General features: G+C 67.9%; 19 protein-coding genes and 1 tRNA gene. 8 read left to right on the top strand and 12 right to left on the bottom strand.

The features are described from left to right. Position 1 precedes the first annotated feature (1 nt). Positions 2-1,012: a LacI family DNA-binding transcriptional regulator gene (locus ASE59_RS18300; protein ID WP_235515844.1), complete on the top strand. Its 1,011-nt coding sequence runs from the start codon at positions 2-4 to the stop codon at positions 1,010-1,012. Here the strand turns inward: ASE59_RS18300 and ASE59_RS18295 are convergent. The 6 genes from ASE59_RS18295 to ASE59_RS18270 are packed head-to-tail and all read right to left on the bottom strand — an operon-like array spanning position 1,002 to position 4,536. Beyond that, positions 1,002-1,682 (bottom strand): ATP12 family chaperone protein, encoded by a 681-nt coding sequence (locus ASE59_RS18295; RefSeq protein WP_056460166.1) that lies wholly within the window; start codon positions 1,680-1,682, stop codon positions 1,002-1,004. The genes ASE59_RS18300 and ASE59_RS18295 overlap by 11 nt on opposite strands. Continuing rightward, positions 1,679-1,885 (bottom strand): hypothetical protein, encoded by a 207-nt coding sequence (locus ASE59_RS18290; RefSeq protein WP_056459823.1) that lies wholly within the window; start codon positions 1,883-1,885, stop codon positions 1,679-1,681. The genes ASE59_RS18295 and ASE59_RS18290 overlap by 4 nt, the downstream gene beginning before the upstream one ends. Further along, the gene (locus ASE59_RS18285; protein ID WP_056460164.1) at positions 1,882-2,541 is read right to left on the bottom strand and encodes an HAD-IA family hydrolase; all 660 of its coding nucleotides are present in this window, start codon (positions 2,539-2,541) and stop codon (positions 1,882-1,884) included. Before ASE59_RS18285 ends, ASE59_RS18290 begins: the two co-directional genes overlap by 4 nt. After that, entirely contained in the window at positions 2,538-3,113 is a 576-nt protein-coding gene (locus tag ASE59_RS18280) for an FMN-binding negative transcriptional regulator (protein ID WP_056459821.1), read from the bottom strand. The genes ASE59_RS18285 and ASE59_RS18280 overlap by 4 nt, the downstream gene beginning before the upstream one ends. Then, entirely contained in the window at positions 3,113-4,207 is a 1,095-nt protein-coding gene (locus ASE59_RS18275; RefSeq protein WP_056459818.1) for an RluA family pseudouridine synthase, read from the bottom strand. Before ASE59_RS18275 ends, ASE59_RS18280 begins: the two co-directional genes overlap by 1 nt. Then, the gene (locus ASE59_RS18270) at positions 4,204-4,536 is read right to left on the bottom strand and encodes a fluoride efflux transporter FluC (RefSeq protein WP_414899194.1); all 333 of its coding nucleotides are present in this window, start codon (positions 4,534-4,536) and stop codon (positions 4,204-4,206) included. Before ASE59_RS18270 ends, ASE59_RS18275 begins: the two co-directional genes overlap by 4 nt. A gap of 299 nt (positions 4,537-4,835) precedes the next feature. Between ASE59_RS18270 and ASE59_RS18265 the strand changes: the two genes are divergently transcribed. From ASE59_RS18265 to ASE59_RS18250, 4 genes are all read left to right on the top strand, one after another. Beyond that, positions 4,836-5,207, top strand: coding sequence for a hypothetical protein (locus ASE59_RS18265; RefSeq protein WP_235515842.1), 372 nt, complete (start codon positions 4,836-4,838; stop codon positions 5,205-5,207). 115 nt (positions 5,208-5,322) lie between these two features. After that, complete coding sequence (gene dapB / locus ASE59_RS18260) at positions 5,323-6,051, top strand: 4-hydroxy-tetrahydrodipicolinate reductase (RefSeq protein ID WP_056459812.1); 729 nt, start codon at positions 5,323-5,325, stop codon at positions 6,049-6,051. Further along, the gene (nth, locus tag ASE59_RS18255; protein ID WP_056459809.1) at positions 6,048-6,707 is read left to right on the top strand and encodes an endonuclease III; all 660 of its coding nucleotides are present in this window, start codon (positions 6,048-6,050) and stop codon (positions 6,705-6,707) included. The genes dapB and nth overlap by 4 nt, the downstream gene beginning before the upstream one ends. A 53-nt stretch (positions 6,708-6,760) precedes the next feature. Then, a tRNA-Arg gene (locus tag ASE59_RS18250) sits at positions 6,761-6,837 on the top strand. Between the two features lie 173 nt (positions 6,838-7,010). Here the strand turns inward: ASE59_RS18250 and ASE59_RS18245 are convergent. From ASE59_RS18245 to ASE59_RS18235, 3 genes are read right to left on the bottom strand one after another with little or no spacing between them, the layout of a single operon-like run. Further along, positions 7,011-8,252: a DUF3526 domain-containing protein gene (locus ASE59_RS18245; RefSeq protein ID WP_056459805.1), complete on the bottom strand. Its 1,242-nt coding sequence runs from the start codon at positions 8,250-8,252 to the stop codon at positions 7,011-7,013. Further along, complete coding sequence (locus ASE59_RS18240) at positions 8,252-9,688, bottom strand: ABC transporter permease (RefSeq protein ID WP_056459801.1); 1,437 nt, start codon at positions 9,686-9,688, stop codon at positions 8,252-8,254. Before ASE59_RS18240 ends, ASE59_RS18245 begins: the two co-directional genes overlap by 1 nt. Beyond that, a complete protein-coding gene (locus ASE59_RS18235) occupies positions 9,685-10,425 on the bottom strand; it encodes an ABC transporter ATP-binding protein (protein WP_156360185.1) in 741 nt (246 codons plus the stop codon). The genes ASE59_RS18240 and ASE59_RS18235 overlap by 4 nt, the downstream gene beginning before the upstream one ends. A gap of 173 nt (positions 10,426-10,598) precedes the next feature. On the opposite strand from ASE59_RS18235, the gene ASE59_RS18230 reads away from it, so the two are divergent. The 3 genes from ASE59_RS18230 to ASE59_RS18220 are packed head-to-tail and all read left to right on the top strand — an operon-like array spanning position 10,599 to position 14,564. Then, a complete protein-coding gene (locus ASE59_RS18230) occupies positions 10,599-12,665 on the top strand; it encodes a TonB-dependent siderophore receptor (protein ID WP_235515841.1) in 2,067 nt (688 codons plus the stop codon). After that, the gene (locus tag ASE59_RS18225; RefSeq protein ID WP_156360178.1) at positions 12,662-14,053 is read left to right on the top strand and encodes a hypothetical protein; all 1,392 of its coding nucleotides are present in this window, start codon (positions 12,662-12,664) and stop codon (positions 14,051-14,053) included. The genes ASE59_RS18230 and ASE59_RS18225 overlap by 4 nt, the downstream gene beginning before the upstream one ends. Then, the gene (locus ASE59_RS18220) at positions 13,977-14,564 is read left to right on the top strand and encodes a TonB-dependent receptor domain-containing protein (RefSeq protein ID WP_082458573.1); all 588 of its coding nucleotides are present in this window, start codon (positions 13,977-13,979) and stop codon (positions 14,562-14,564) included. Before ASE59_RS18225 ends, ASE59_RS18220 begins: the two co-directional genes overlap by 77 nt. A gap of 28 nt (positions 14,565-14,592) precedes the next feature. Here ASE59_RS18220 and ASE59_RS18215 read toward each other — a convergent pair whose 3' ends face one another. The 3 genes from ASE59_RS18215 to ASE59_RS18205 all read right to left on the bottom strand — a co-directional run. Next, the gene (locus ASE59_RS18215) at positions 14,593-16,644 is read right to left on the bottom strand and encodes a phosphocholine-specific phospholipase C (protein ID WP_056459788.1); all 2,052 of its coding nucleotides are present in this window, start codon (positions 16,642-16,644) and stop codon (positions 14,593-14,595) included. A gap of 197 nt (positions 16,645-16,841) precedes the next feature. Then, positions 16,842-19,220, bottom strand: a complete 2,379-nt coding sequence (locus ASE59_RS18210) for a TonB-dependent receptor domain-containing protein (RefSeq protein WP_056459785.1) — start codon at positions 19,218-19,220, stop codon at positions 16,842-16,844. 157 nt (positions 19,221-19,377) lie between these two features. Beyond that, positions 19,378-20,690 (bottom strand): DUF5690 family protein (locus tag ASE59_RS18205; RefSeq protein ID WP_235515840.1); only part of this gene is annotated, 1,313 nt, incomplete at its 5' end.

The following is a 20,690-nucleotide window of genomic DNA, read 5'->3' as shown; positions in this document are numbered from 1 at the left end:
GGTGAGCAGGCCGCCCGCCGGCACCACCATCACCGATGTCGCCGCCCGGGCGGGGGTATCGATCCGCACCGTGTCGCGCGTCCTCAACCGCTCGCCGCTGGTCAATGCCGCCACGCGCGAAGCGGTCGAGGCGGTGATCGCGACGCTGAACTTCCGCCCCAGCGCGCGTGCGCGCGGCCTCGCCACCGGACGCTCCTATCTGCTCGGGCTGGTCCATAACGATCGCAACGCGCTGGTGCTCGACCCCCTGCAACGCGGCATGGTCGGCGCGGCGGCGGCACGCGGCTATGAACTGGTCGTCCATCCCGTCGCGATGGCGGGCGATCCGGCGGCGGACGTACGCGATTTCGTGCAGCGCTCGCGCGTCGACGGCGTGGTCGTCGTGCCGCCGGTATCGGGCCTCACCGGGGTCGCCGATGGACTGGTGGGCGTGCCGGCGGTGGCGCTGTCGTCGGTCGCGCTGTCGGGCTATGACGCGGTGCTGGTGTCCGACGAACGGGCAGCGGCGTGCGAAGTCGCCGACCATCTGGTCGCGCTCGGCCATCGCCGCATCGCGCACCTGTCCGGCCCCGCATCCGCCCCTTCGGCCTGCGAACGGCGGGCGGGTTTCGTCGCCGGCCTCTTGGCGCAAGGCATCGCCCTGTCGGCGGAGGCGGAGGGCGATTACGGCTTCGACACCGGCGTGACCGCCGCGCAGGCGCTGCTGACCGCCGATCCCCGCCCGACCGCGATCTTCGCCGCCAACGACGTGATGGCGGCGGCGGTGCTGAAGGTCGCGGCCGGCATGGCCCTGTCGGTACCCGGCGACCTGTCGGTCATCGGCTTCGACGGCAGCATCCTTGCGCGGATGCTCACCCCGGCACTGACCACCGTCCACCGCCCGATCGCCGAGATGGCCGGGGCGGTGACCGAACGGCTGATCGACCGGATCGAAGGGACCGCCACCAATGCCCCGCTCACCGCCACCCTGTCGCTGAGGATCGGCGGTTCGTGCGGTCCGGTCAGCCGCTGACCAGCGCGAGGAACCGCACCGCCGCGCCATAGTCGGCCGCCCGTGCCGCGCGGGTCTCGGCGGCCAGCGCATCCTCGCCCCATTGTTCGACCTGCCAGTCTTCGTCGATATGCGCCGCCGCCCATGCCGCATCGGCGGTGATCGCACCCTCGACCAACGCCAGCGCCAGCAGCAGCGACCCGGTCAGCCCGACGATCGGCGACAGCGGCGCCAGCACCCATGGCGACAATGCCACCACCGCCTCGCGCAGTCGCGCCAGTGTCCGCGGCGGCTGTTCGACCGGCATCACCCCGTCGGTAACCGCGAACGTCACGTCGTATCGCGTGCGTGCCCAGTCGAGCACCGGCTCCCAAGCCGCCGCCTGCCGTTCGGCCAGCGGACCTTCGCCGCGATAGCAGAGCAGGTCACTGCCGCCATAGACCGCCAGTCCGCCCGCAAATGCCGCCGGATCGCCCGCCACCCGCTCGATCGCGGCGTTGGCAAGGCCGGTCAGCGGCATTGCCCGCGGATCGACTGTCTCGCCGACATCGCGCCATTCCTGCGCGATCGCTGCCGCCAATGCCGGATAGTGCACGATCAGCGGCAACCGGCCGGGCGTGCGCACCGAGCGTCCGTCGAGCGCGATCTCGCCTGCGGGCGAAACCGTGACGTCCTGCCAGAACCGCTTCACCGGCTGCGCCATTTCGCGATCAGCCCGCGCGGCACCACCGCCATCGCGTACAGCGCCGACAGCACGATCGCCACGCCCAGCACCCGCATGCCGGTTCCGGGCGCGCGCGCCAGCACGATCACCCCGAACACCGCCCCCATGGCGGTTACGATGCGGATCGCGACCAGCATTAGCCAGCGATTGCGCGCGAGCGTGTCGGTCATGGCGTCTCCAGCAGGGCAGGGAGGAGGGCGGCATCGGCACATAGCCGGTCGGCGCCGGCGGCGGTCAGCTCGTCCGGTAAATGATAACCCCATTCGACCCCGATCGCCCGCGCCCCCGCCGTTCGCGCCATCGCCATGTCGAAACCGGTGTCACCGATCATCACGGTCGTGTCCGCCGTGGCGCCGACCTCGGTCATTGCGGCCTGCAGCATCGCCGGATGCGGTTTGGATGGATGCCGATCGGCGGTCTGGAGCGTGACGAAATGATGGCCGATCCGATGCTGCGCCAGCAGCAGCCGCAACCCGCGATCGGACTTGCCGGTCGCCACGCCCAGCCGCCATCCCCGGTCGAGCAACCCGACCAGCGCGTCCACGATGCCCGGGAACAACGGCTCCTCGCGCAGCCGCCCGTCGACCCGCATCGCCCGGAAATGCCGCTTATACCCCTCCGCCACCGCGTCGTGCAGGTCGGACGTGCTGTCCGGCACCAGCCGCGCCACCGCCTGCGGCAGGCTCAACCCGACGATACGGCGCACCTGTCTGGGGTCGGGCGCGGGCAGTCCGGCATCGGCAAAGGCCAGCGCCATCGCCGTACAGATATTCGCCTGCCCATCGGCCAGCGTCCCGTCACAGTCGAAAACCGCCAGCCGGGTCATGCGGCGCGCATCCACGGCGCCAGTGGATGGTCGCCCAGCGCCGCCGCGACACGGGCACGCACCTCGGCGGGCTTGTTCTGGTTCAGCTTGGCCGTGCCGCGCCACGCGGTCGGCACCAGTTCGAACCCGGCGATCGCGTCCAGCATCGCCTCCGCCTTTTGCGGATCGATCTGGTCGACGGCCCATCGTGGCTCAGCCTCATAGGTCGCGGCCAGCGCATCGATCTGTCCGCGCAAATCCGCCCGGTCGATCGCCCGCACCGCGCCCTCGACCTCGACCGACAGGTAATTCCACGTCGGTACCTCGTCCGGCCCGGCCCGGTACCAGCGCGGCGAAACATAGGCATGTGGGCCTTGCACGACGAACAGCACCGTCGCCCCGTCCAGATGCGGCGTCATCGAATTGGCGCGCGCGACATGGAACCGCAATGTCCCGTCATCGGTCATCACCACCGGCACCTGCGCCGCGCACGGGCCATCGGGCGTGCCCGCGAACAGCACACCGAACCCTTCGCCGCGCACGAATGCGCGCGCGTCATCGTCGTCCATTCGAAAGGCGGGGTTGGGATGCATCAGTCGCGCGACCCTCGGGACCGCCGCTCGCCGCGACGCTCCTTGCGATAGGTCTTGGCATGCGCCTTCGCCTTGGCCTTCAGATCGGCCCTGGTCACCGGCGGCGGCGTGTCGTCGATCATCGCATTGCCCAGGCTCATGTCGAAACCAAGCAGGTCGATGCTCTCGGCGAAATGATCGGGCAGTTCGGCGGTCACGTCGACCTTGCCGCCATCGGGATGATCGATGCGGATGCGCCGCGCGTGCAGGTGCATCTTGCGGCTGACCCCGCCGGTCAGGAACGCCGCCTGTCCGCCATATTTGCCGTCGCCGACGATCGGATGGCCGATCGCCGACATGTGCACGCGCAACTGATGGGTGCGCCCGGTAAAGGGTTGCAGCTCGACCCATGCCGCCCGGTTGCCGACGCGTTCGATCACGCGGTAGCGCGATCGGGCGGGCTGCCCCTCCGCCTCGTCGACATGCATCTTCTCGCCGCCGGTGCCGGGCTGCTTGGCCAATGGCAGGTCGACGATCCCGTCGGAAATGTCGGGAATGCCGACGACCAGCGCCCAATAGACCTTCTTGGCGGTCCGCCCCGAAAAGGACTTTGCAAAGAACGCCGCCGCCCGCGCGGTCCGCGCGATCAGCAGCGCGCCCGACGTATCCTTGTCGAGTCGGTGGACCAGCTTCGGACGGCTCTCGCCATCGAACTGCAACGCGTCGAGCAGCCCGTCGACATGGTCGTGGGTCTTGGTCCCGCCCTGTGTCGCCAGACCGGGCGGCTTGTTCAGGACGATCGCCTGTCTGTCCTGATGGATCACCAGCGACCGCGCGAATTCGGTCTGTTCGTCCGATAGCGGCGGGCGCGGCGCCTTCGCCTTGGGTTGCGCGACGATCGCCGACTCGGGCGGCGGGACGCGCAGCACCTGTCCGGCGGTCAGCCGCGCCCCCGGCTGGGCACGCCCGCCATCGATGCGCAACTGCCCGGTGCGCGCCCAGCGCGATACGGTGTTGAAGCTGGTATCGGGCAGATGCCGTTTGAACCAGCGGTCCAGCCGGATGCCGTCGTCATCGGCCCCGACCGTGAATTGCCGGACGTCGTTGTCGCTCATGCTGCTGCTCCGCGTGTAAGTTGCAGCCCGACGAACAGCGCCACGCCCGCGCCGACCACCGATGCCAGCGCATAGCCGATCGCGCTGCCCATCGCGCCGCGCTCCAGCATCGTCACCATGTCGAGCGAAAAGGCCGAAAAGGTCGTGAACCCGCCGAGCAGGCCGACACCGATCGCGAGTCGTGCCGCCTCGCTCCCGCCGCCGCTACGCGACAGCGCGCCCATCAACAGCCCCATCGCCAGTCCGCCGAGCAGGTTGACCCCCAGCGTCCCCCACGGATAGTCCGCGCCGAACGCAGCGGTGGCGAGGCGGCCGAACGAATAGCGCAAGCCTGACCCGAGCGCTCCGCCGGCCATTACGATAAATATGTTCCCCATGATTGAGGTGCGCCTAGCCGATTGCTGCGCACGATGAAACCGGTGGTACTGATACTAAGGTATCGGCTTGGTCCCCAGACCATATTAATTTCCGGTGAATTGCCCAATGGTAAACGCGCCCGGGTGTCGGACGGTCGTCGTGCGGGGTTTCGAACCGTCCTGGTGCGACTCCGGGCGCACGGCGCGAATCGCCATTTGGATGACGCGATGCCCCTTGCTGGCAACGGTCACGATCGTTACATTATGTTGCGATGCACAACGATGCCGTATCCGAGTCCCCGACTGCGACCGCAGTCGATCGCGCGAGCGAGGAGCAGCGCGCGACGCTGAGCGATATCATCCGCTTCGCGCTGATGCAGCGTATCTGCCTGTCGGTGCGCTACAACAACATGGACATGCTGCTCGCGCCGCACATGTTGTGGACCAAGCATGGCGACCTCCATGTCGATGCGGTCACCGTCGAACGTGCGGGCAGCGCGCCGAAAATGTTCAAGATCGGGACGTTCAAGCTGGCCGGTCTCGGCAACGTCGCGCTGACCTCGCGCACCTTCGTGCCCCAGCCCGAATTCGACCCCGCCGATCCCAAATATGCCGAGGCTCCGGTCGCGTCGGTCCAGCGCTGAACCGGGACGGCGCGTCCGCGCAATCGCTTGCACATCGTTGGCCATGGGGCCATGGACTCGGGTCATACCGGGGCCGTGATCGGGCGGCCTGCGGCACGCAATCGGGCGAGGATCAGTGACCAGCATCGGTATCTTCGGATGGCAGGGCCGGATGGGGCGCGCGATCGCGCTTGAGATTGAACGGGTCGGCAAAACGCTGGCCGGCGGCATCGATCAGGGTGGCGATCCCGCCGATCTCGCCGCACGCGCCGATGTGCTGGTCGATTTCTCGGCCCCCGTCGCGCTGGAGGGCAATCTCGCCGCCGCGCGCAGTGCCGCGACGCCGATCGTGATCGGCACCACCGGCCTGTCCGACCGGCATCATGCGATGATCGACGATGCCGCGCGCGAGATCGCGGTGCTGCAGACTGGCAATACCTCGCTTGGCATCGCGCTGCTGTCGCGGCTGGTCCGCGACGCGGCCAGCCGCCTCGGACCCGACTGGGATATCGAGATTGTGGAAAGCCATCACCGGCTGAAGGTCGATGCGCCCTCGGGCACCGCACTGATGCTGGGCGATGCCGCGGCGCAGGGGCTGGGGGTGACGCTCGCCGACAGTGGCGTGATCGGTCGCGCTGGGCTGGTCGGCGCGCGGGCGGCGGGGACGATCGGCTTTGCGGCGCTGCGCGGCGGTACCATCGTCGGCGACCATCAGGTGGTGTTCGCGGGTGAGGGCGAACGCATCGAACTCGGCCACCGTGCCGACGACCGCGCGCTGTTCGCCCGCGGGGCGGTTCGCGCCGCGCTGTGGCTGGCGGGCGCCCCTGCCGGCCGCTACACGATGGATGCGGTGCTCGGCGTTTGAAGAGGGCGGACGTCGTCGAATTCTTCCGCTTGCTCGCGGAGGACAATCCGCACCCCGAAACCGAACTCGAATCGGTGAACGACTATACGCTGCTGGTCGCAGTCGTCCTGTCGGCACAGGCGACCGACGCCGGCGTGAACAAGGCGACCCGCGCGCTGTTCGCGCAGGTCGATACGCCGCAAAAGATGGTCGCGCTCGGCCTCGACGGCCTGAAACAGCATATCCGCACCATCGGCCTGTTCAACAACAAGGCCAAGAACGTCATCGCCCTCAGCGAAGCCCTAATAGCCGATCACGGCGGGCAGGTTCCTGAGGACCGCGACGCCCTCGAAAAACTACCCGGCGTCGGGCGCAAGACCGCCAACGTGGTAATGAACGTCGCCTTCGGCCACGAAACCTTCGCGGTCGACACCCACATCTTCCGCGTCGGCAACCGCACCGGCCTTGCCCGCGGCAAGACGCCGAACACGGTCGAATCGGTGCTGGAACGCGTCGTCCCCCAGCCGTTCCGGCTCCACGCGCATCACTGGCTGATCCTGCACGGCCGCTACATCTGCAAGGCGCGCCGCCCCGAATGCTGGCGCTGCCCGGTTGAACATCTGTGTCCCTTCCGTCCCAAAACCCCACCCCCGCCGCAAAAGGCGGCGAGTGTCTGAAAACGGCTGGTCATGCCGCCAAAGCTTTGCTAGGCGCGTTCCTCCACGGCCAAGCACCCGTAGCTCAGCTGGATAGAGCGCTGCCCTCCGAAGGCAGAGGCCAGGGGTTCGAATCCCTTCGGGTGCGCCATTGCATATAGTGCGTGAACTCACGCGCGATCGACCGCGCCACGTCTGATAGCGATCGCCGCTGGACTTCATACCTGCACAGCGAAGGTTTGCGAGAGGCCGCAGTTCGCCAGCGCGGCCGCTATTCGACCGCGCCCCAATGCATCGCCGCGTTTCGCCGACGCCTACGTCGACTCAGTAGCGGGGCGCCTTGGCGAAGTCCGCCTTGCCGAAGGACCGGTCGCGGAACATGTAGTTGTAGTAGAATGCGCGCAGCCGATGGTGAAAGGCGCGGATGCGGTCCTGATAGGCGAGTTGCGCCGCCAGATCGGTATGGGCCAGCCGCGTCAGCAACGCCTGAACACCTACCGACGGCAGCAGCCAGCCGAGCGCGTCGGCGGCGCCGGCGCGGCGCTCCAGCCGCTCGCGATAGACCTTTACCCGACCGGCAACGCTGTCGTCGCCATTCTGGTGAAAGGCGAAATACCATTTGTAATGAAAGCCGTCGGGCAACGGCGACGAATTCGCCCATTCCGGATTGCGCGCATAGAAGCGCCGCATCGTTTCCTCGCGCGGAATCTCCCAGGCGTGATGGACGTTCTCGCGCTGCGCCAGCGCGATCTTGGCACCTTCGTCGACGGGAATGGCGCGGTTGATGACGACATTGGCGAGCGTCGGGATCACCAGCACCAGCACCAGCCATAATGCGGCCAGCGTCGCGGCGTTGGCGGTCGATCCATGGCCCAGCCGCGACACCAGCCCGGCCAGCCCGATCCAGAACAGCAGATACGCACCCGCCACCGCGACGACCAGCAGCATCGGTCCGGCGGCCACACCCGACAGGAGTGCGCCGACGACGAACGGCACCGCCAGTGCGGCCAGCAACAGTGCGAACCGCAGCAACCCGCGCCGCAGCCACAGTCGCCCTGCGTTCGGCAGCGCGCTCAGCATCCGGGCGCGTCCCGCCTCGCGCTCGCCCGACTTCAGGTCGTGGAACAGCGCGATGGCGAACAACGGGGCGAGGAACACCAGGACGAAGGCGAAATCGAACCGCCCCGGCAGCGCCAGTTCGGGATTGAACGTATCGCCGTCATAAATCTGCGCCTCCAGACCCAGCGCCCGGACCCGCAGGATATAGGGCGCGACATCGCGCATCCCGATCGCGGCAAAGGCGAGCGGCGCGGGCGTGTCCCAGGTGGGGTGAAAGGTGTAGTAGGCCGCGCTTCCGGCGTCCTTCTCCCGGTCGATATAGCTGGCGATCGCTCCGACATCCTCCGCCTGTGCGGCGGAGACCGCGTCGATGGCGGCGCGCTGTCGGGCCATTTCGATCATCCCGGCGGCAACGGCAGCGGTGCTGAGCACCGCCAGCAGGACCAGCGCGATGGCGGCCATCCGCGACCGCAGCAGCAGCCGAAGCTCATGCATCCAGATCGCCATCACTTCGCTCCCAAACGGCGGGTCGCAAAGGCCAGCGCCCCCCCGGCCAACATCAGCCAGCCGAGGATGATGGCCAGCCCCGGCAGGCTCGCCCGCATCAACGTCGTGGCATCGGGCGCTACGAAGGCGAATTCGGGAATTTCCCGCCAGTTGTCGGCGCCGATCCGCTTGCGCCGGTCGGCCCCGGCATCCTTGGCGGTGTCGTCGGCATAGCTGACCGCTTCGGCCTGCAACCGGTTCAGCCGCTGGACCAGCGCGTAACGATAGGCCTCCGCCTGTTCGAGAAAGCGACGATGACCGGCGAAGTCGGTCCCCGCCGCCGCCATCGACGCCTGTCGCAGCGCGATGGTCGGGCTGAGTAGGCCGATGCCGGTGACCAGTGCATTCTGCCGCGCCTGCGTCGCGAAGCTGTCGGCGGCATAACGGTCGAACAATTTGCTGGTCATCGCTTCGCCTTCCAGCGCGAGCAGCCCCTTGTAATTGACCGGCAGGTCCTCGACCCGGGTCACGCCATAGCGTCGCAGCACATCCGCCTTGAACCGGGCGAAATGCGGGTCGTCGGGATTATGGCTGTCGCCCATCCGCCGCAGGTCGCGGGCGATGGCGACATCGGTCTGCAGCCGGTTGGTAAGCGGGTAGGCCGCGCTCGCCATATCGGGCGCGACGCGCGGCAGCAGCACCACCGTCACCGCCCAGACCGCCAGCAGCGCGAGCAGCGCATCGCGGCGGCGGCGAACCAGCATCGACACGAGGATGATCGCGACCACCCACAGCGCCAGATAGGCGGCATAGCCAAGCGCGATAGCGATCATCGGCCCGGCAAACGCGCCCGGCTGGCCGGAGATCAGTACGAAACCGATCATCGCCGGCAGCCCGACCAGCAGCGCGACCACGCCCAGCGCGGTGAGCTTGCCCAGCACGATCGCCCGCGCCGACGCCCCTTGCAACATCAGCGGGCGCAGCGTTCCCCCCTCGGTCTCGCGCGCGACCGCACCGTACCCCAGGAAGATCAGCAGCAGCGGTGCCACCGCCTGAAGAACGAAGGCCGGGGTCAGCTGGCCGAAGCGGACCAGCGCCGAGCTTTGCCGGACATCGCCAAAATTGCTCGTATTCTGCCGATGTCCTTCGAGGAACATGGTATTGCCGGTAAAGGCGTCGACGCCCGGATCGAACGCGGCGAGCGGCCCCAGCGGGCGGAAGATGAAATGCCCATAATGGACGACGCGGTGCGGGTGGCGGTCGGGCTGTGCCTCGAACGCGTGGTTCGCCTCCGACTGGTTGCGCGCGCGGTTGTCGGCAATGCCCTGTTGATGCGTCCAAGAGGTGACGACCGCCACCAGCGTCAGGATCAGGAGCAGCACGATGGCGGTCACGGCGACGCGGTTGCGCCGCATCAGCCGCCATTCGTCGCGCGCGATGAGCGAGATCGCACTCATGCCCGCACTGCCCCGGCGAACCGGTCGTGCAGGGCGCGCACGTCGAAGCGCGCCTCTCCCTGCGCCGCGACCTCGGCGACGATGCGGCCGCCCTCCAGAAAGCCGATACGATCGGCGACGTCGGCGGCGCTGAGCAGGTCGTGCGTCACCATCAGTACGGCGGTACCCCGCGCACGGACGGCGTGAAGCAACGCGTTGAAATCGGCGGTCGCGCGCGGATCGAGGCCGGAGGTCGGCTCGTCGAGCAGTAGCACCGGCACCTCGCGCAACAGCGCCACCGCAATGGCGACCTTCTGTCGCATCCCTTTGGAAAAGCCGCCAAGCCGCTGGTCGAACGCCCGCGCTTGCAACCCCGCCGCCGCCAGCGCTCCGGTAATCGACGCCCGGTCGCGCGGCGTACCCGACAGCGCAAGCAGGTAATCGGCGTTTTCGACCGCGCTCAGATGTTCGTACAGCGCGACGTTTTCGGGAAGATAGGCGATGCGCCGCCGTGCCGCATCGGGGTCGGCCGACGCGTCGATCCCGCTGACCCGCACGCTGCCGCCGTCGATCCGGACGAAGCCGAGCAGCGCCGACAGCGTCGTCGACTTGCCCGCGCCATTGCCGCCGAGCAGCGCATAGATTTCGCCGGCCGCCACCGACAGCATCAGGCCGTCGAGCACGCGGTGCGCGCCATAATGGAGGACGGCACCGTCGATCGCGATTTCGGGCGAGGTGGCGGGCGGTTGGGACGTCATCGACATATTCGTCCACTGCCTTCCCCCGGACGTGATCGTCAAGAGTGATGATGTATCATGATATTGACAGTCATCTTCGGATCGGGTTGTAGCACAGGTAACTTTATATCATTCGCGTTCGGGGGGACTTCATGTTGATCTGCCTGCGTCGGCTTGCACCGGCCCTGATGCTTGTGCCGTTAATAATCGCAACCGGTGCTCGGGCGGAGGAAGATGCGAAGCCCGCGACCTCGCCGGTTGATGACCAGACCGGCGAAATCGTCGTCACCGGATCGCGTCAGGCCAATGCCAGCATCAACGGGCTGGATATCGATCCGCGTCTGCTGCCGCAGAATGTCCGCCTGCTCGACGATACGCTGATCGAACAGACCGGCTTCACCGACCTGTCGCAGCTGTTCGATCTGGCGGGCGGCATGTCGCGGCAGAACAGCTTCGGCGGCGCCTGGGATGCGTATGCCATCCGCGGCTTTTCGGGCGACATCAATCAGGGGCCGGACCTGCTGGTCAATCGCTTCAGCGCCAATCGCGGCTTCAATGCCCGTCGCGACGTAGCGACGGTCGAAAGCTTCCAGGTGCTGAAGGGACCGGCATCGGCATTGTCGGGCAAGGGGGAGCCGGGCGGATCGATCAATATCGTGACCAAGGCACCACTCGATCATTTCCACGCCGGCGGCGAACTCGGCTATGCCAGCTTCGACACATGGCGTGGCAGCTTCGATATCGGCGGCCCGGTCGACGACCGCGTGTCGACGCGCGTCATCGGCGTCTATCAGGATGGCGGCAGTTTCCGCGACTTCGTCCATAACGACCGGCTGCTGTTCGCTCCATCGATCGGCTGGCAGCCGAACGACCGGGTACGGCTGCTCTACCAACTCGAATATAATCTGGTCGGGTTCACCCATGATCGCGGGCTGGTGGCGGTGAACGGCAACGGCCGGGCACTGCCTCGCAGCCGCTTCCTCGGCGAACCCAATGACGGGCAGATGACCCAGCGCACCTCGCAGCATCAGGCGACCGCCTATATCGATCTCGGCGCCGGCATCGCGCTGGAGGGTGGCGTCCAGTATCGCGACGGCGCGCTGCTCGGACAGTCGACCCATAACAGCCGACTGGTCGGAACGCGGTTGTGGCGGCAGTTGCGGGTCCATGATTATCGCTGGCAGGACCTGTCGGGACGGATCGAACTGAGCGCCAATGGCACGCTGCTCGGCATCGGGCATCAGTTGCGCTTCGGTGCCGACGCCTTCGATTACGATCAGCGGCGCATCTTCTACCGGTTCAGCCCGACGGCGGCGCAACCCTATGCCATCGATATCTTCGCGCCTGTTTACGGCCAGTCCAAGCCGGTCGCGCCGCTCAACCAGAATCTGCTCGAACGGCTGAACGGACACAGCGTCTATGCGCAGGATCTGCTGACGCTCGACGATCGCTTCTCATTGCTGCTGGGCTTCCGCCACGACTGGATCCGGCAGGACAATCTGAACTACCGCACCGGCCGCACCGACCGGCAGCGTCCGCAGGCGACCAGCCCCCGCGCCGCCTTCACCTTCGCACCGAACGAGCATGTCTCGGCCTATGTCAGCTGGGGCCGGTCGTTCCGCTTCAATCAGGGCGTCGATGCCGCCGCCAATCCCTTTGCCCCCGAACGCGGCGAGGCGTGGGAGGGCGGCATAAAGCTTGCGGCACTGAACAAGCGGCTGACCGGCACCGTTTCGCTGTTTCAGATCACGAAGCGCGACATCCTCGTCAACGATCCGGCCAATGCCGGCTTCTCGATCGCGACCGGCGAGGCGCGCAGCCGCGGGGTGGAGGCCGACATCAACTATCGCATGGGCGATCGGCTGACGCTGACCGGCGTCTATGCCTATACCGATGCGAAGGTGACGCGCGACACGCGGCCGGGCCTGACCGGCAGCGGCCTGTCGAACATCCCGCATCACAGCGGGGCGGCCTATGCCTTCTGGCAGTCGCGCGCGATGGAACCGGGATCGGTCGGCATCGGCGCGGGCGTGACCTATGTCGGTAGCCGGCCGGGCGACGACGTCGCCAGCGGGTTCCGCCTGCCGGCCTATGTCACCGCGCGCCTCAACCTGTCCTATCAGCTGACCCGGGGATTGTCGGCGCATCTCGATGGCGAGAATCTGTTCGACGCCTATTATCTGGAGAGCAGCTATTCGAACGTGTGGATCGCGCCCGGCGCGCCGCGCACGATCCGCGCCCGGATCGCTTTCGCGTTGTGAGGCGGCTGGCCTTGGCACTGGCGCTGGCCGCCGGTGGCTGGCACGCGCCCGCCGCCGCCCAGCGCACGGCCGAGAATACGGTGCGCGAGGCGGAGGATGGCTTCGGCAAGAGCGTCGGCAGCGAATCGATCGGCATCTACGCCAGCGGCGAGGTGCGCGGGTTCAGCGCGACCGAGGCGGGCAACAACCGGATCGAGGGTGTCTACTGGGATCGCGCGGCCACGCTGACCGCCGTCATTACCCGCGAATCGACGACCCGTGTCGGCCTCAGCGCCTTTGGCTATCCGCTGCCCGCGCCGACCGGGATCATCGACTATGAACTGCGTCGCGCGGGCGGTAAGCCGGTCGTCAGCGTCCAGCTGAACAGCGGCGAATATCTGGGGACCGATCTGGTCGTCGATGCGGCGATCCCCATCGGCGACCGGATCGGCATCAATCTGGATGCGGGGCTGTACGACGACCAATATGTCAGCGGCGCCGGTGGCCGGTTCGTCAGCTATGGCGCGATCGCCCGCGTGCGGCCGGTCGACGGGGTCGAACTGACCGGCTTCTATGGCGGCTACAGCTTTGCCGACGAGGAACAGGCGCCGACGATCTTCACCGCCGATGGCCGGGTGCCGCGGCCGATCGTGCGCCGCCGCTTCTTCGGTCAGGACTGGGCCGACTGGACGGGGCAGGCGTTCAATTACGGCACGCTGGCCAAGGCGACGTTCGGCAAGTGGCAGGTCGCGGCCGGCGCCTTTCGCAGCCGCTTCGCCCGCGACGAATATCATACCGCCTTCTACCGCGGCGTCGATGCGAATGGGGTCGGGCGCTCGTTCGTGCTGGCGGGCGAGGATCAGACGACCGCCTCCACCTCCGGCGAAATGCGGGTCAGCCGTCTGATCGAGGACGGCCCGCGGCGCCACCGGCTGCTGGTCTCGCTGCGCGCCCGCGATGTGGCGGCGCGCTATGGCGGGCTGGCCACCGCCGATTTCGGTCCGGCGACGATCGGCGTCCCCGACCAGCGACCCCGACCGCTGCTGGTACCGGGCGATCGGACGCGCGACGATGTGCGGCAGACCAGCTATGCCATCGGCTATGAACTGCGCTGGACCCGGCTGCTCGAACTCAATCTCGGCCTGACGCGCACCGATTATCGCAAGGCGGTGGCGGTGCCGGGTGCGGCGATCGTCCTCGAACGCGACCGGCCGTGGTTGTGGAACGCCGCCTTCGCGCTGCTGCCGACCGAGCGCCTGACGCTCTACGCCGCGACGACGCGCGGGCTGGAGGAAAGCGGCATCGCGCCGGGCAACGCCGCCAACCCCGGCGCTGCGCACCCGGCAAGTCGAGGCGGGTGCGCGCTACGCCTTCCCCGGCGGCTGGCGGGCGACGGCAGCGGTTTTTGACATCGCCAAGCCCTATTTCGATCTCGACCGGCGCGACGGCGTGTATCGCCAGCTGGGCACCGTCACCCATCGGGGGGCGGAGGCATCGCTGTCCGGCAGTCCGCTGGAGGGGGTGAGCATGGTCGCCGGCCTTGTCTGGCTGCGTCCCCGCGTGACGGGTCAGGCGGTCGACGACGGACGGATCGGGGCGCGCCCGATCGGCCGGACGCCGCTGTTCGTCGATGCCAGCGCCGATTACCGGATTCCCGGCCTGACCGGTTTCTCGATCGATGCCCATGCCACCTACGAAGCGCGACGGACCGCCAATGCCGCGAACACCGCCGCGCTTCCCGCCCGCGCCATCCTCGACCTCGGCGCGCGCTATCGCAGCCATGTCGGCAAGGTGCCGACGCTGCTCCGGCTACAGGTGCGCAACGTCGCCGACACGTTCGGCTGGCGGGTGTCGGGCGGGGGCGGCTACACCCTGTTGCCGGGCCGCCGCGTGACCGCCAGTGTGACGGCGGATTTCTAGAGCGGTCTTCGAAAAGGCGTTCGTGCGCTCAGCGGCGTGCGAAATCCTCGACGAACGGATCGCTGCTGCTCGCCCGGCCGGCGCGGTCGTGCCGCCCGGCGATGCGGCGGGTCCAGCCGGGGGCGGCGCTGCTCGACAGCGTCACGTCGTACCAGCCATGCGCGCCGCCCAGTGACCAGCGATGCCGTCCGGCAGGCAGCGCCTCTTCCGACGCGCCGCCACCCGGCGTCAGGCGACGCACGCGCAGCCCCGGCGCGGTGCCGACGCGCAGCGCGAGGCCGGCATCGGACAGGCTCCACGCGATCGCCATCGCCGGATCGTCGCGCCGCCCGACGAAATGGCGGTGGAATCCGTTCGGACCCAGCACCCACAGGTCGTAGGCGCCATCGGCACCATAGCGCCAATGCCCGTCGATCCGGTCACCGGCGGCCACGCTGTAGCGGCGCGGCGGCTGGTCGAGCGCGTGGCGGTCATAGACATGGAATACCGCGCCCGCGCCATCGGCGGCGAAGTGCAGGTGCAGCCCCGTCGCGTCGCCGCGCTCGATCACCTCCAGCCAATAGGGCAGGGGACGCGACCGGCGAATGCCGCTCTCCTGCCACGGCGCCGTCGCGGGCGGTGCTTGCGGATCGACCTGTCCCCTGATCGCCGCCGCCCGCCGCGCATCGGCGGCGGGATCGGGCAGGGTCGGCATCGCCACGTCGGTCGCGGCAAAGTCGAACGCCGATGTCAGGTCGCCGCAGATCGCCCGCCGCCACGCCGAGATGTTCGGCTCATGAATGCCGAAGCGCGCCTCCAGAAACCGGATGACCGACGTATGGTCGAACGTCTGCGAATTGACCCAGCCGCCCCGGCTCCACGGCGAGACGACATAGAGCGGCACGCGCGGCCCGAGGCCATAGGGGTGACCGCGATAGTCGGGCAGGTCGATCGCCGCATCGCCGCTGCTCGGCACGTCATGATATTCGCCGGTCAGGTCGATGGTTGATCCGCCGAGCGCCGTGCCGTCCGCGTCGCGCGATGGCGGCGCGGGCGGCGGCACATGGTCGAAGAACCCGTCATTCTCGTCGAACATCACCAGCAGCACGGTGCGCGCCCACACCTTCGGATCGGCGGTCAGCGCGTCGAGCACGCGGGCGGTATAGTCCGCGCCCTGCGCCGGGCTGGAGGGGCCGGGATGTTCGGAACCGGCGGCGGTGGCGATGACATAGGACACTTGCGGCAGGCGGCCGGCAAGCACGTCGGCCTTCAGCAACTCCGGCCCGCGCGTGGTGAGCGCCCGGTCCTTCAGCACCGCATCGCCGTGCCCGGCATGGGCATCGCGGAACGCCGCAAAGCCGGCGAGCGGGTTGTCGGTGAAATTGTCGGCCATGTCCTGGTAAATGCGCCAGTCGACGCCGGCCGCCTGCAACCGCTCGACCGTCGTCGTCCAGCGATAGGGGTCGGCCGCGCCGCCATTTTCGACGAAATCGTCGTGCGAATTGCCGATCGCCGGGCCGCCATGCCTGCCCGCCGGATCGTTGGTGCCGCTCCACAGGAACAGGCGGTTGGTATTGGTCCCGGTCTGCACTGCGCAGTGATAGGCGTCGCAGATGGTGAACGCCTCGGCCAGCGCGAACTGGAACGGGATGTCGCCGCGCCGGTAATGGCCCATGGCGCGGGGGTGCTTCGCCTCGGGCCAATGCGCCATGCGGCCCTCGTCCCACGCGCGCTGCGCATCGGGCCAGCTATGCGGCGTACCCTCCATCCGCATCAGGTCGAACTGGCGCGCGGTGTCGAGGTGGAAGGGGGAGACGATGCGGGGCGTGCCCGTGCGGTCGCTCTGTTGCCAGACATTGCCGGCGGGCGTCGGGATGGGGAAGCGGTCGGCAAAGCCGCGCACGCCGCGCAACGTCCCGAAATAATGGTCGAAGCCGCGATTTTCTTGGGCCAAGATGACGACGTGCTGGACGTCGGCGATGGTGCCGCTGCGCCGGTGGGGCGCGATCGCCGCCGCCCGCGCGATCGACGCGGGCAATGCCGCCGCGCCGGCAAGCGCGGCGCCGGTGGACAGGAGGGTGCGGCGCGACAGGTCGACCATGGAACGTCCCGTAAAGATGATACTCCCCTCCCTGACAAGAGCGTCGGGCCGGTCATGCCCCCGGCATGACCTAAACAGTGCGGGGCACTGTTTACCCGACGCTGGGCCGGGGGTGGGTAGGCCGGTTGTGGAGCGCATGCGTTCCCTCGCAGGCCAACCCACCCCCAACCCCTCCCTTTCAGGGAGGGGAGGTAAAGTCAGAAATCGAACGTCAGTGCCGCCGTCACCGTGCGCGGCGTGCCGAGGAACGCCGATCCGCCATCGGCCCCGGCCAGATACCGGCGATCGGCGAGGTTGGTCGCCTGTACCGTCAGCGCCATCCCCTTCATCACCGCATTCACCTCGCCCAGATCGACGCCCGCATAGGCGTCGACGGTGGTGAAGCTGGATGCGATGGCGGTACCGTCGCTGCCGATGAAGCGGTCGCCGACGAACTTGGCGGCGCCGCCGATCTTGAACACGCCGCGCGCATAGTCGGCGGCGGCGACCCACATGTTGCGCGGGCTATTGATGACCTGTCGCCCCGGCGTCACGCCGATATCGGCGTCCTGCGCGGCATTGCCGGTGCCGATATAGGTCGCGTGGTTATAGGTATAGTTGCCCGACAGGGTCAGCCCCTGCGTCACGCGATAGGCCAGCGCCGCCTCGATCCCCCGGCTCTTGATGCCGCCGACGTTCAGATAGACGCTGTCCTGTTCCTCCAGATAATCGATCCCGGTGACCAGGTTGGCGGAGATGGACTGGATGCGGTTGTTGAACTTGATGTCGTATGCGGTCAGCGACGCCTTGACCCGGGGCGTCGAATAGCGCGCGCCGATTTCGATGTTGTTGGCGGTTTCGGGGCGGATGCGGTCGATCACCTCGCGCGGTTCGCCGAGGGGGCCATTGCCGATCGCGGCGAAATTCTGCGAATAGCCGGCGAACGCCTCCAGCCCGTCGATCGGCGCGTGATAGACGATGCCGGTCGAGATCAGCGGGCGGCTGTTCGAATTCAGCTCGGTCACCGCACGGTCGTTCAGCAATTCGGCGCGGCGCTGGTCGAGGAAGAACTGCTTCACCCCGAAGCGCGCGGTCAGCGGGCCATAGGTCACCGCGTCCTCGACATAATACATAATCTCGTCAAGATTATAGTCGGTGCTGAACTGCTGGTAATAGGGCTTGTCGTCGAAGGCGGGGCCGACCAGCGCGTTGGTGATCTTGTGCCAGTCGCGCAGCTGGTTGGCGCGGCCGCGTTCCCACCACAGGCCACCGCGCAGCGTGTTCTGAAACGCGCCGAAATCATGCGTCCACGCCGCATCGGCGGTCAGGCCGCCCCGGTCGTTCTCATAATGGGTGTGGCGGTACGACATGACCGGGGACGACCCCGCCGCATAGCAGCTCGGCGCATACACCGCCGGGATCGCCGCCGTGCCGGTGCAGCCGGTCAGGAACGTCGCCTTCGCACCGGTCGGGGTGACGAAATAATAGCGGCCGAGATTGCCGCCGCCGATTTTGGTCGGCTGGCTGCCGGTGAATTCGCTTTCCGGATTGCCGGTGCCGTCGTCGCGGACATCGACCAGATAGGGCGGCGCGAAGTCGCCTCGCCCGCGCATCCGGTGGTAATAGGCGGTGCCCGACAGCTTCACTTCGCCGAGATCGGTTTCGCCGCGCAGATAGGTGAAGAAGTTGCGGCGCAACGCGCGCGAGGTCGAGCGATAGGCCTGATCGATATAGGGGATGCCGGTCCAGCTGTCGGTATAGGCGTCGTGATTGGGATCGTTGGCGAACATTTCGGGGCTGACCGATCCGAATTCGGCTTCGTCGGCATCGTCATAGCTGACCCAGCCGGTCAGCTTCACCCGGTCGATATTGTTGACGATCTTCGCATCGACGTGGTCGCGGCGGGTTTCGCCCGAGCCGCCGATCCAATCCTTTACCCGGCTGGTCGACGCGCTGACGAAGGCGCGGGTGTCGCCGGCGAACTGGCCGGTATCGACCCGGCCATAAATCTTGCGCGCACCGAAATCACCGCCCGCCAGCGTGAAGCGATAGCGGGTGTCGCGCGCCGGATCGGTCGAGACATAATCGAGCGTGGCGCCCAGCGCCTCGTTCGAGCGCGACGAGATGTCGGCGGTGCCCTGCGACACGATCACCGTCTTCAGGTTCAGCACGTCAAGATAGCGGTTGGCACGCGACCCGCCGCCATAGCCCGACCCGCCATTGGGCAGGCCGTCGATGGTCGATCCGATCTGCTGGCCGCCACCGCCGCCCGAGCTGAAGCCGCGGATGCTGATCGACGTCGCCCAGTCGGACGAACCGAAGGCATCGCCCTCTGCCACGAACACGCCGGGCAGTTCCTTGATCACGTCGTTGACGCTGGTCAGCGCCGATTGCCGGTCGAGCATCGGCTCGGTCACCTGCGTGTTGGCAAAGGTCGTGGCGCGGCCGGTCACGACGATCTCGCCGCCGCTGCGTGCCTCGTCCTGCGTGCCGCCCGACACTTCGGTCGTCGTCGCATCGGCCGGAGCCGTCTGTGCATGGGCGTGCGTCGTCCCCGCCGCGATCGCGAGGATCGCCGCACCCGTGATGAACTTCATGATGTCTCCCCGCGGCCCGGCCGCTTGTGTCCCGGCCGGTTGTCCGGCCCCGGACGCGCCTTTGGCGGTTATTGATGACGGGTGTGTGACGGATGATGAAAATGGTGGCAGGATCGTCAACTTCTGTGGCGATCGTGCCGATATCAACGTGATATCATCACCCTTCGCCCGCAAACCGCCGCCGGAACCACAGCGCCGACAGCAATGCGCCCCCGCCCAGCACCAGCGCCGTCGCCAGCGTCGCGCCGGTAAAGAAACCCAGCCACGGCGCGCGATCGTCGGCCAGTTCGCGCAGCAGCAGCAAGGCGACGCTGCCGGCATAGCCGAACGAGTCGCCCAGATAGATCAGGAAGCCGGCATTGCCCGGCGACTTCCCCAGCGCCATCATCCGGTCGAACAGCACCGCGCTGAACGGGGCATAGGCGCTGTAGATGCCGATCCCGATCCACACCGTCCACGCGACCGGCCCGATCATGCCCAGCCAGAACAGGAGGGTCGCCCCGCCCAGCGCCACCGCGCCGAACAGGATCGCGCCATGGATCGCCAGCAGCGCGCGCAGATTGCTGCGGATCTTGGCCAGCAACGCCATGCCGATCAGCACCACGACCGTCACCGGGACTTCGGTGATCGAAAAGATCGCCGCCGGCGCGCCGTTGCCAAGATCTACCCAGATTTCGGCGGCGAAATTGTCACGGAAATCGCGAAGCGCGGTCAGCAGCGTATAGCCGAGGATCAGCAGCGTCAGCGGCAGCGCATGCGCCCGGACATAGGCGATCCGCGCCGCGCCATCCATCGCCACCCGCGTGCCCCGTGCCGCGCGGTCGGCGGCATCGGGCGGCGGGGTGCGCGCCAGCACGATCAGCGCCACGACCAGCACTGGCGCGAACAACAGTCCGGTCACCGCCGGCATCCAGAAGGCGGAGAGGCCATGCTGCACCAGCAGCGCGCCCGCCGTCTTGGTCGCACCCGACGACAGGATGAAGCTGGCGGTCAGCATCGCCGCCAGCATCTCCGACACCCGACGCCCCTCCAGATAGCTGAAGACCAGTCCCCAGATCATGCCGAGCGGCAAACCGTTCAGGAACAGGCAGACCGGCCCGAACCGCGGCGGCAGCAGCGCGAAACCGAGCAGCGCCACCCACGCCGCACCGACCAGCGCCAGGATCAGCCGCGCCCGTGCCCCCGTCGCATGTTCGGCGACGACCTTCACCCCCAGCATCTTGGACAGTGCATAGCCGATCGCCTGCGCGACGATCAGCGTCGCCTTGTAATCCAGCCCCGGCCACCATGCGGCCTGATCGGTGAAGCCGACCGCCATGATCGGCTTGCGAAAGGCGTACATCGCGAAATAGACGCAGAACGCGGCCATGCCCGCTGCGAACAGGCTGAAACGGGGTGGGGCGGGCGTCGGCAAGGGCGGGCAATCGTTACGGGTCACGGCCGATCGACCTTCGGCCTCCCCTCCCTGGA

This window comes from Sphingomonas sp. Leaf10 (assembly GCF_001421245.1).
In the GTDB taxonomy this organism is placed as follows: domain Bacteria; phylum Pseudomonadota; class Alphaproteobacteria; order Sphingomonadales; family Sphingomonadaceae; genus Sphingomonas.
The sequence above is the reverse complement of the archived record's forward strand: the minus strand, read 5'-3'. Positions and strand labels throughout refer to the sequence as shown.

Coding starts and splice junctions, on each gene's coding strand:
- ASE59_RS18290 (WP_056459823.1), bottom strand. CDS start 1,885: ATGACCGACACGCTCGCGCGCAATCGCTGGCTAATGCTGGTCGCGATC.
- ASE59_RS18285 (WP_056460164.1), bottom strand. CDS start 2,541: ATGACCCGGCTGGCGGTTTTCGACTGTGACGGGACGCTGGCCGATGGG.
- ASE59_RS18280 (WP_056459821.1), bottom strand. CDS start 3,113: ATGCATCCCAACCCCGCCTTTCGAATGGACGACGATGACGCGCGCGCA.
- ASE59_RS18275 (WP_056459818.1), bottom strand. CDS start 4,207: ATGAGCGACAACGACGTCCGGCAATTCACGGTCGGGGCCGATGACGAC.
- ASE59_RS18265 (WP_235515842.1), top strand. CDS start 4,836: ATGCACAACGATGCCGTATCCGAGTCCCCGACTGCGACCGCAGTCGAT.
- ASE59_RS18245 (WP_056459805.1), bottom strand. CDS start 8,252: ATGGCGATCTGGATGCATGAGCTTCGGCTGCTGCTGCGGTCGCGGATG.
- ASE59_RS18240 (WP_056459801.1), bottom strand. CDS start 9,688: ATGAGTGCGATCTCGCTCATCGCGCGCGACGAATGGCGGCTGATGCGG.
- ASE59_RS18235 (WP_156360185.1), bottom strand. CDS start 10,425: ATGACGTCCCAACCGCCCGCCACCTCGCCCGAAATCGCGATCGACGGT.
- ASE59_RS18215 (WP_056459788.1), bottom strand. CDS start 16,644: ATGGTCGACCTGTCGCGCCGCACCCTCCTGTCCACCGGCGCCGCGCTT.
- ASE59_RS18210 (WP_056459785.1), bottom strand. CDS start 19,220: ATGAAGTTCATCACGGGTGCGGCGATCCTCGCGATCGCGGCGGGGACG.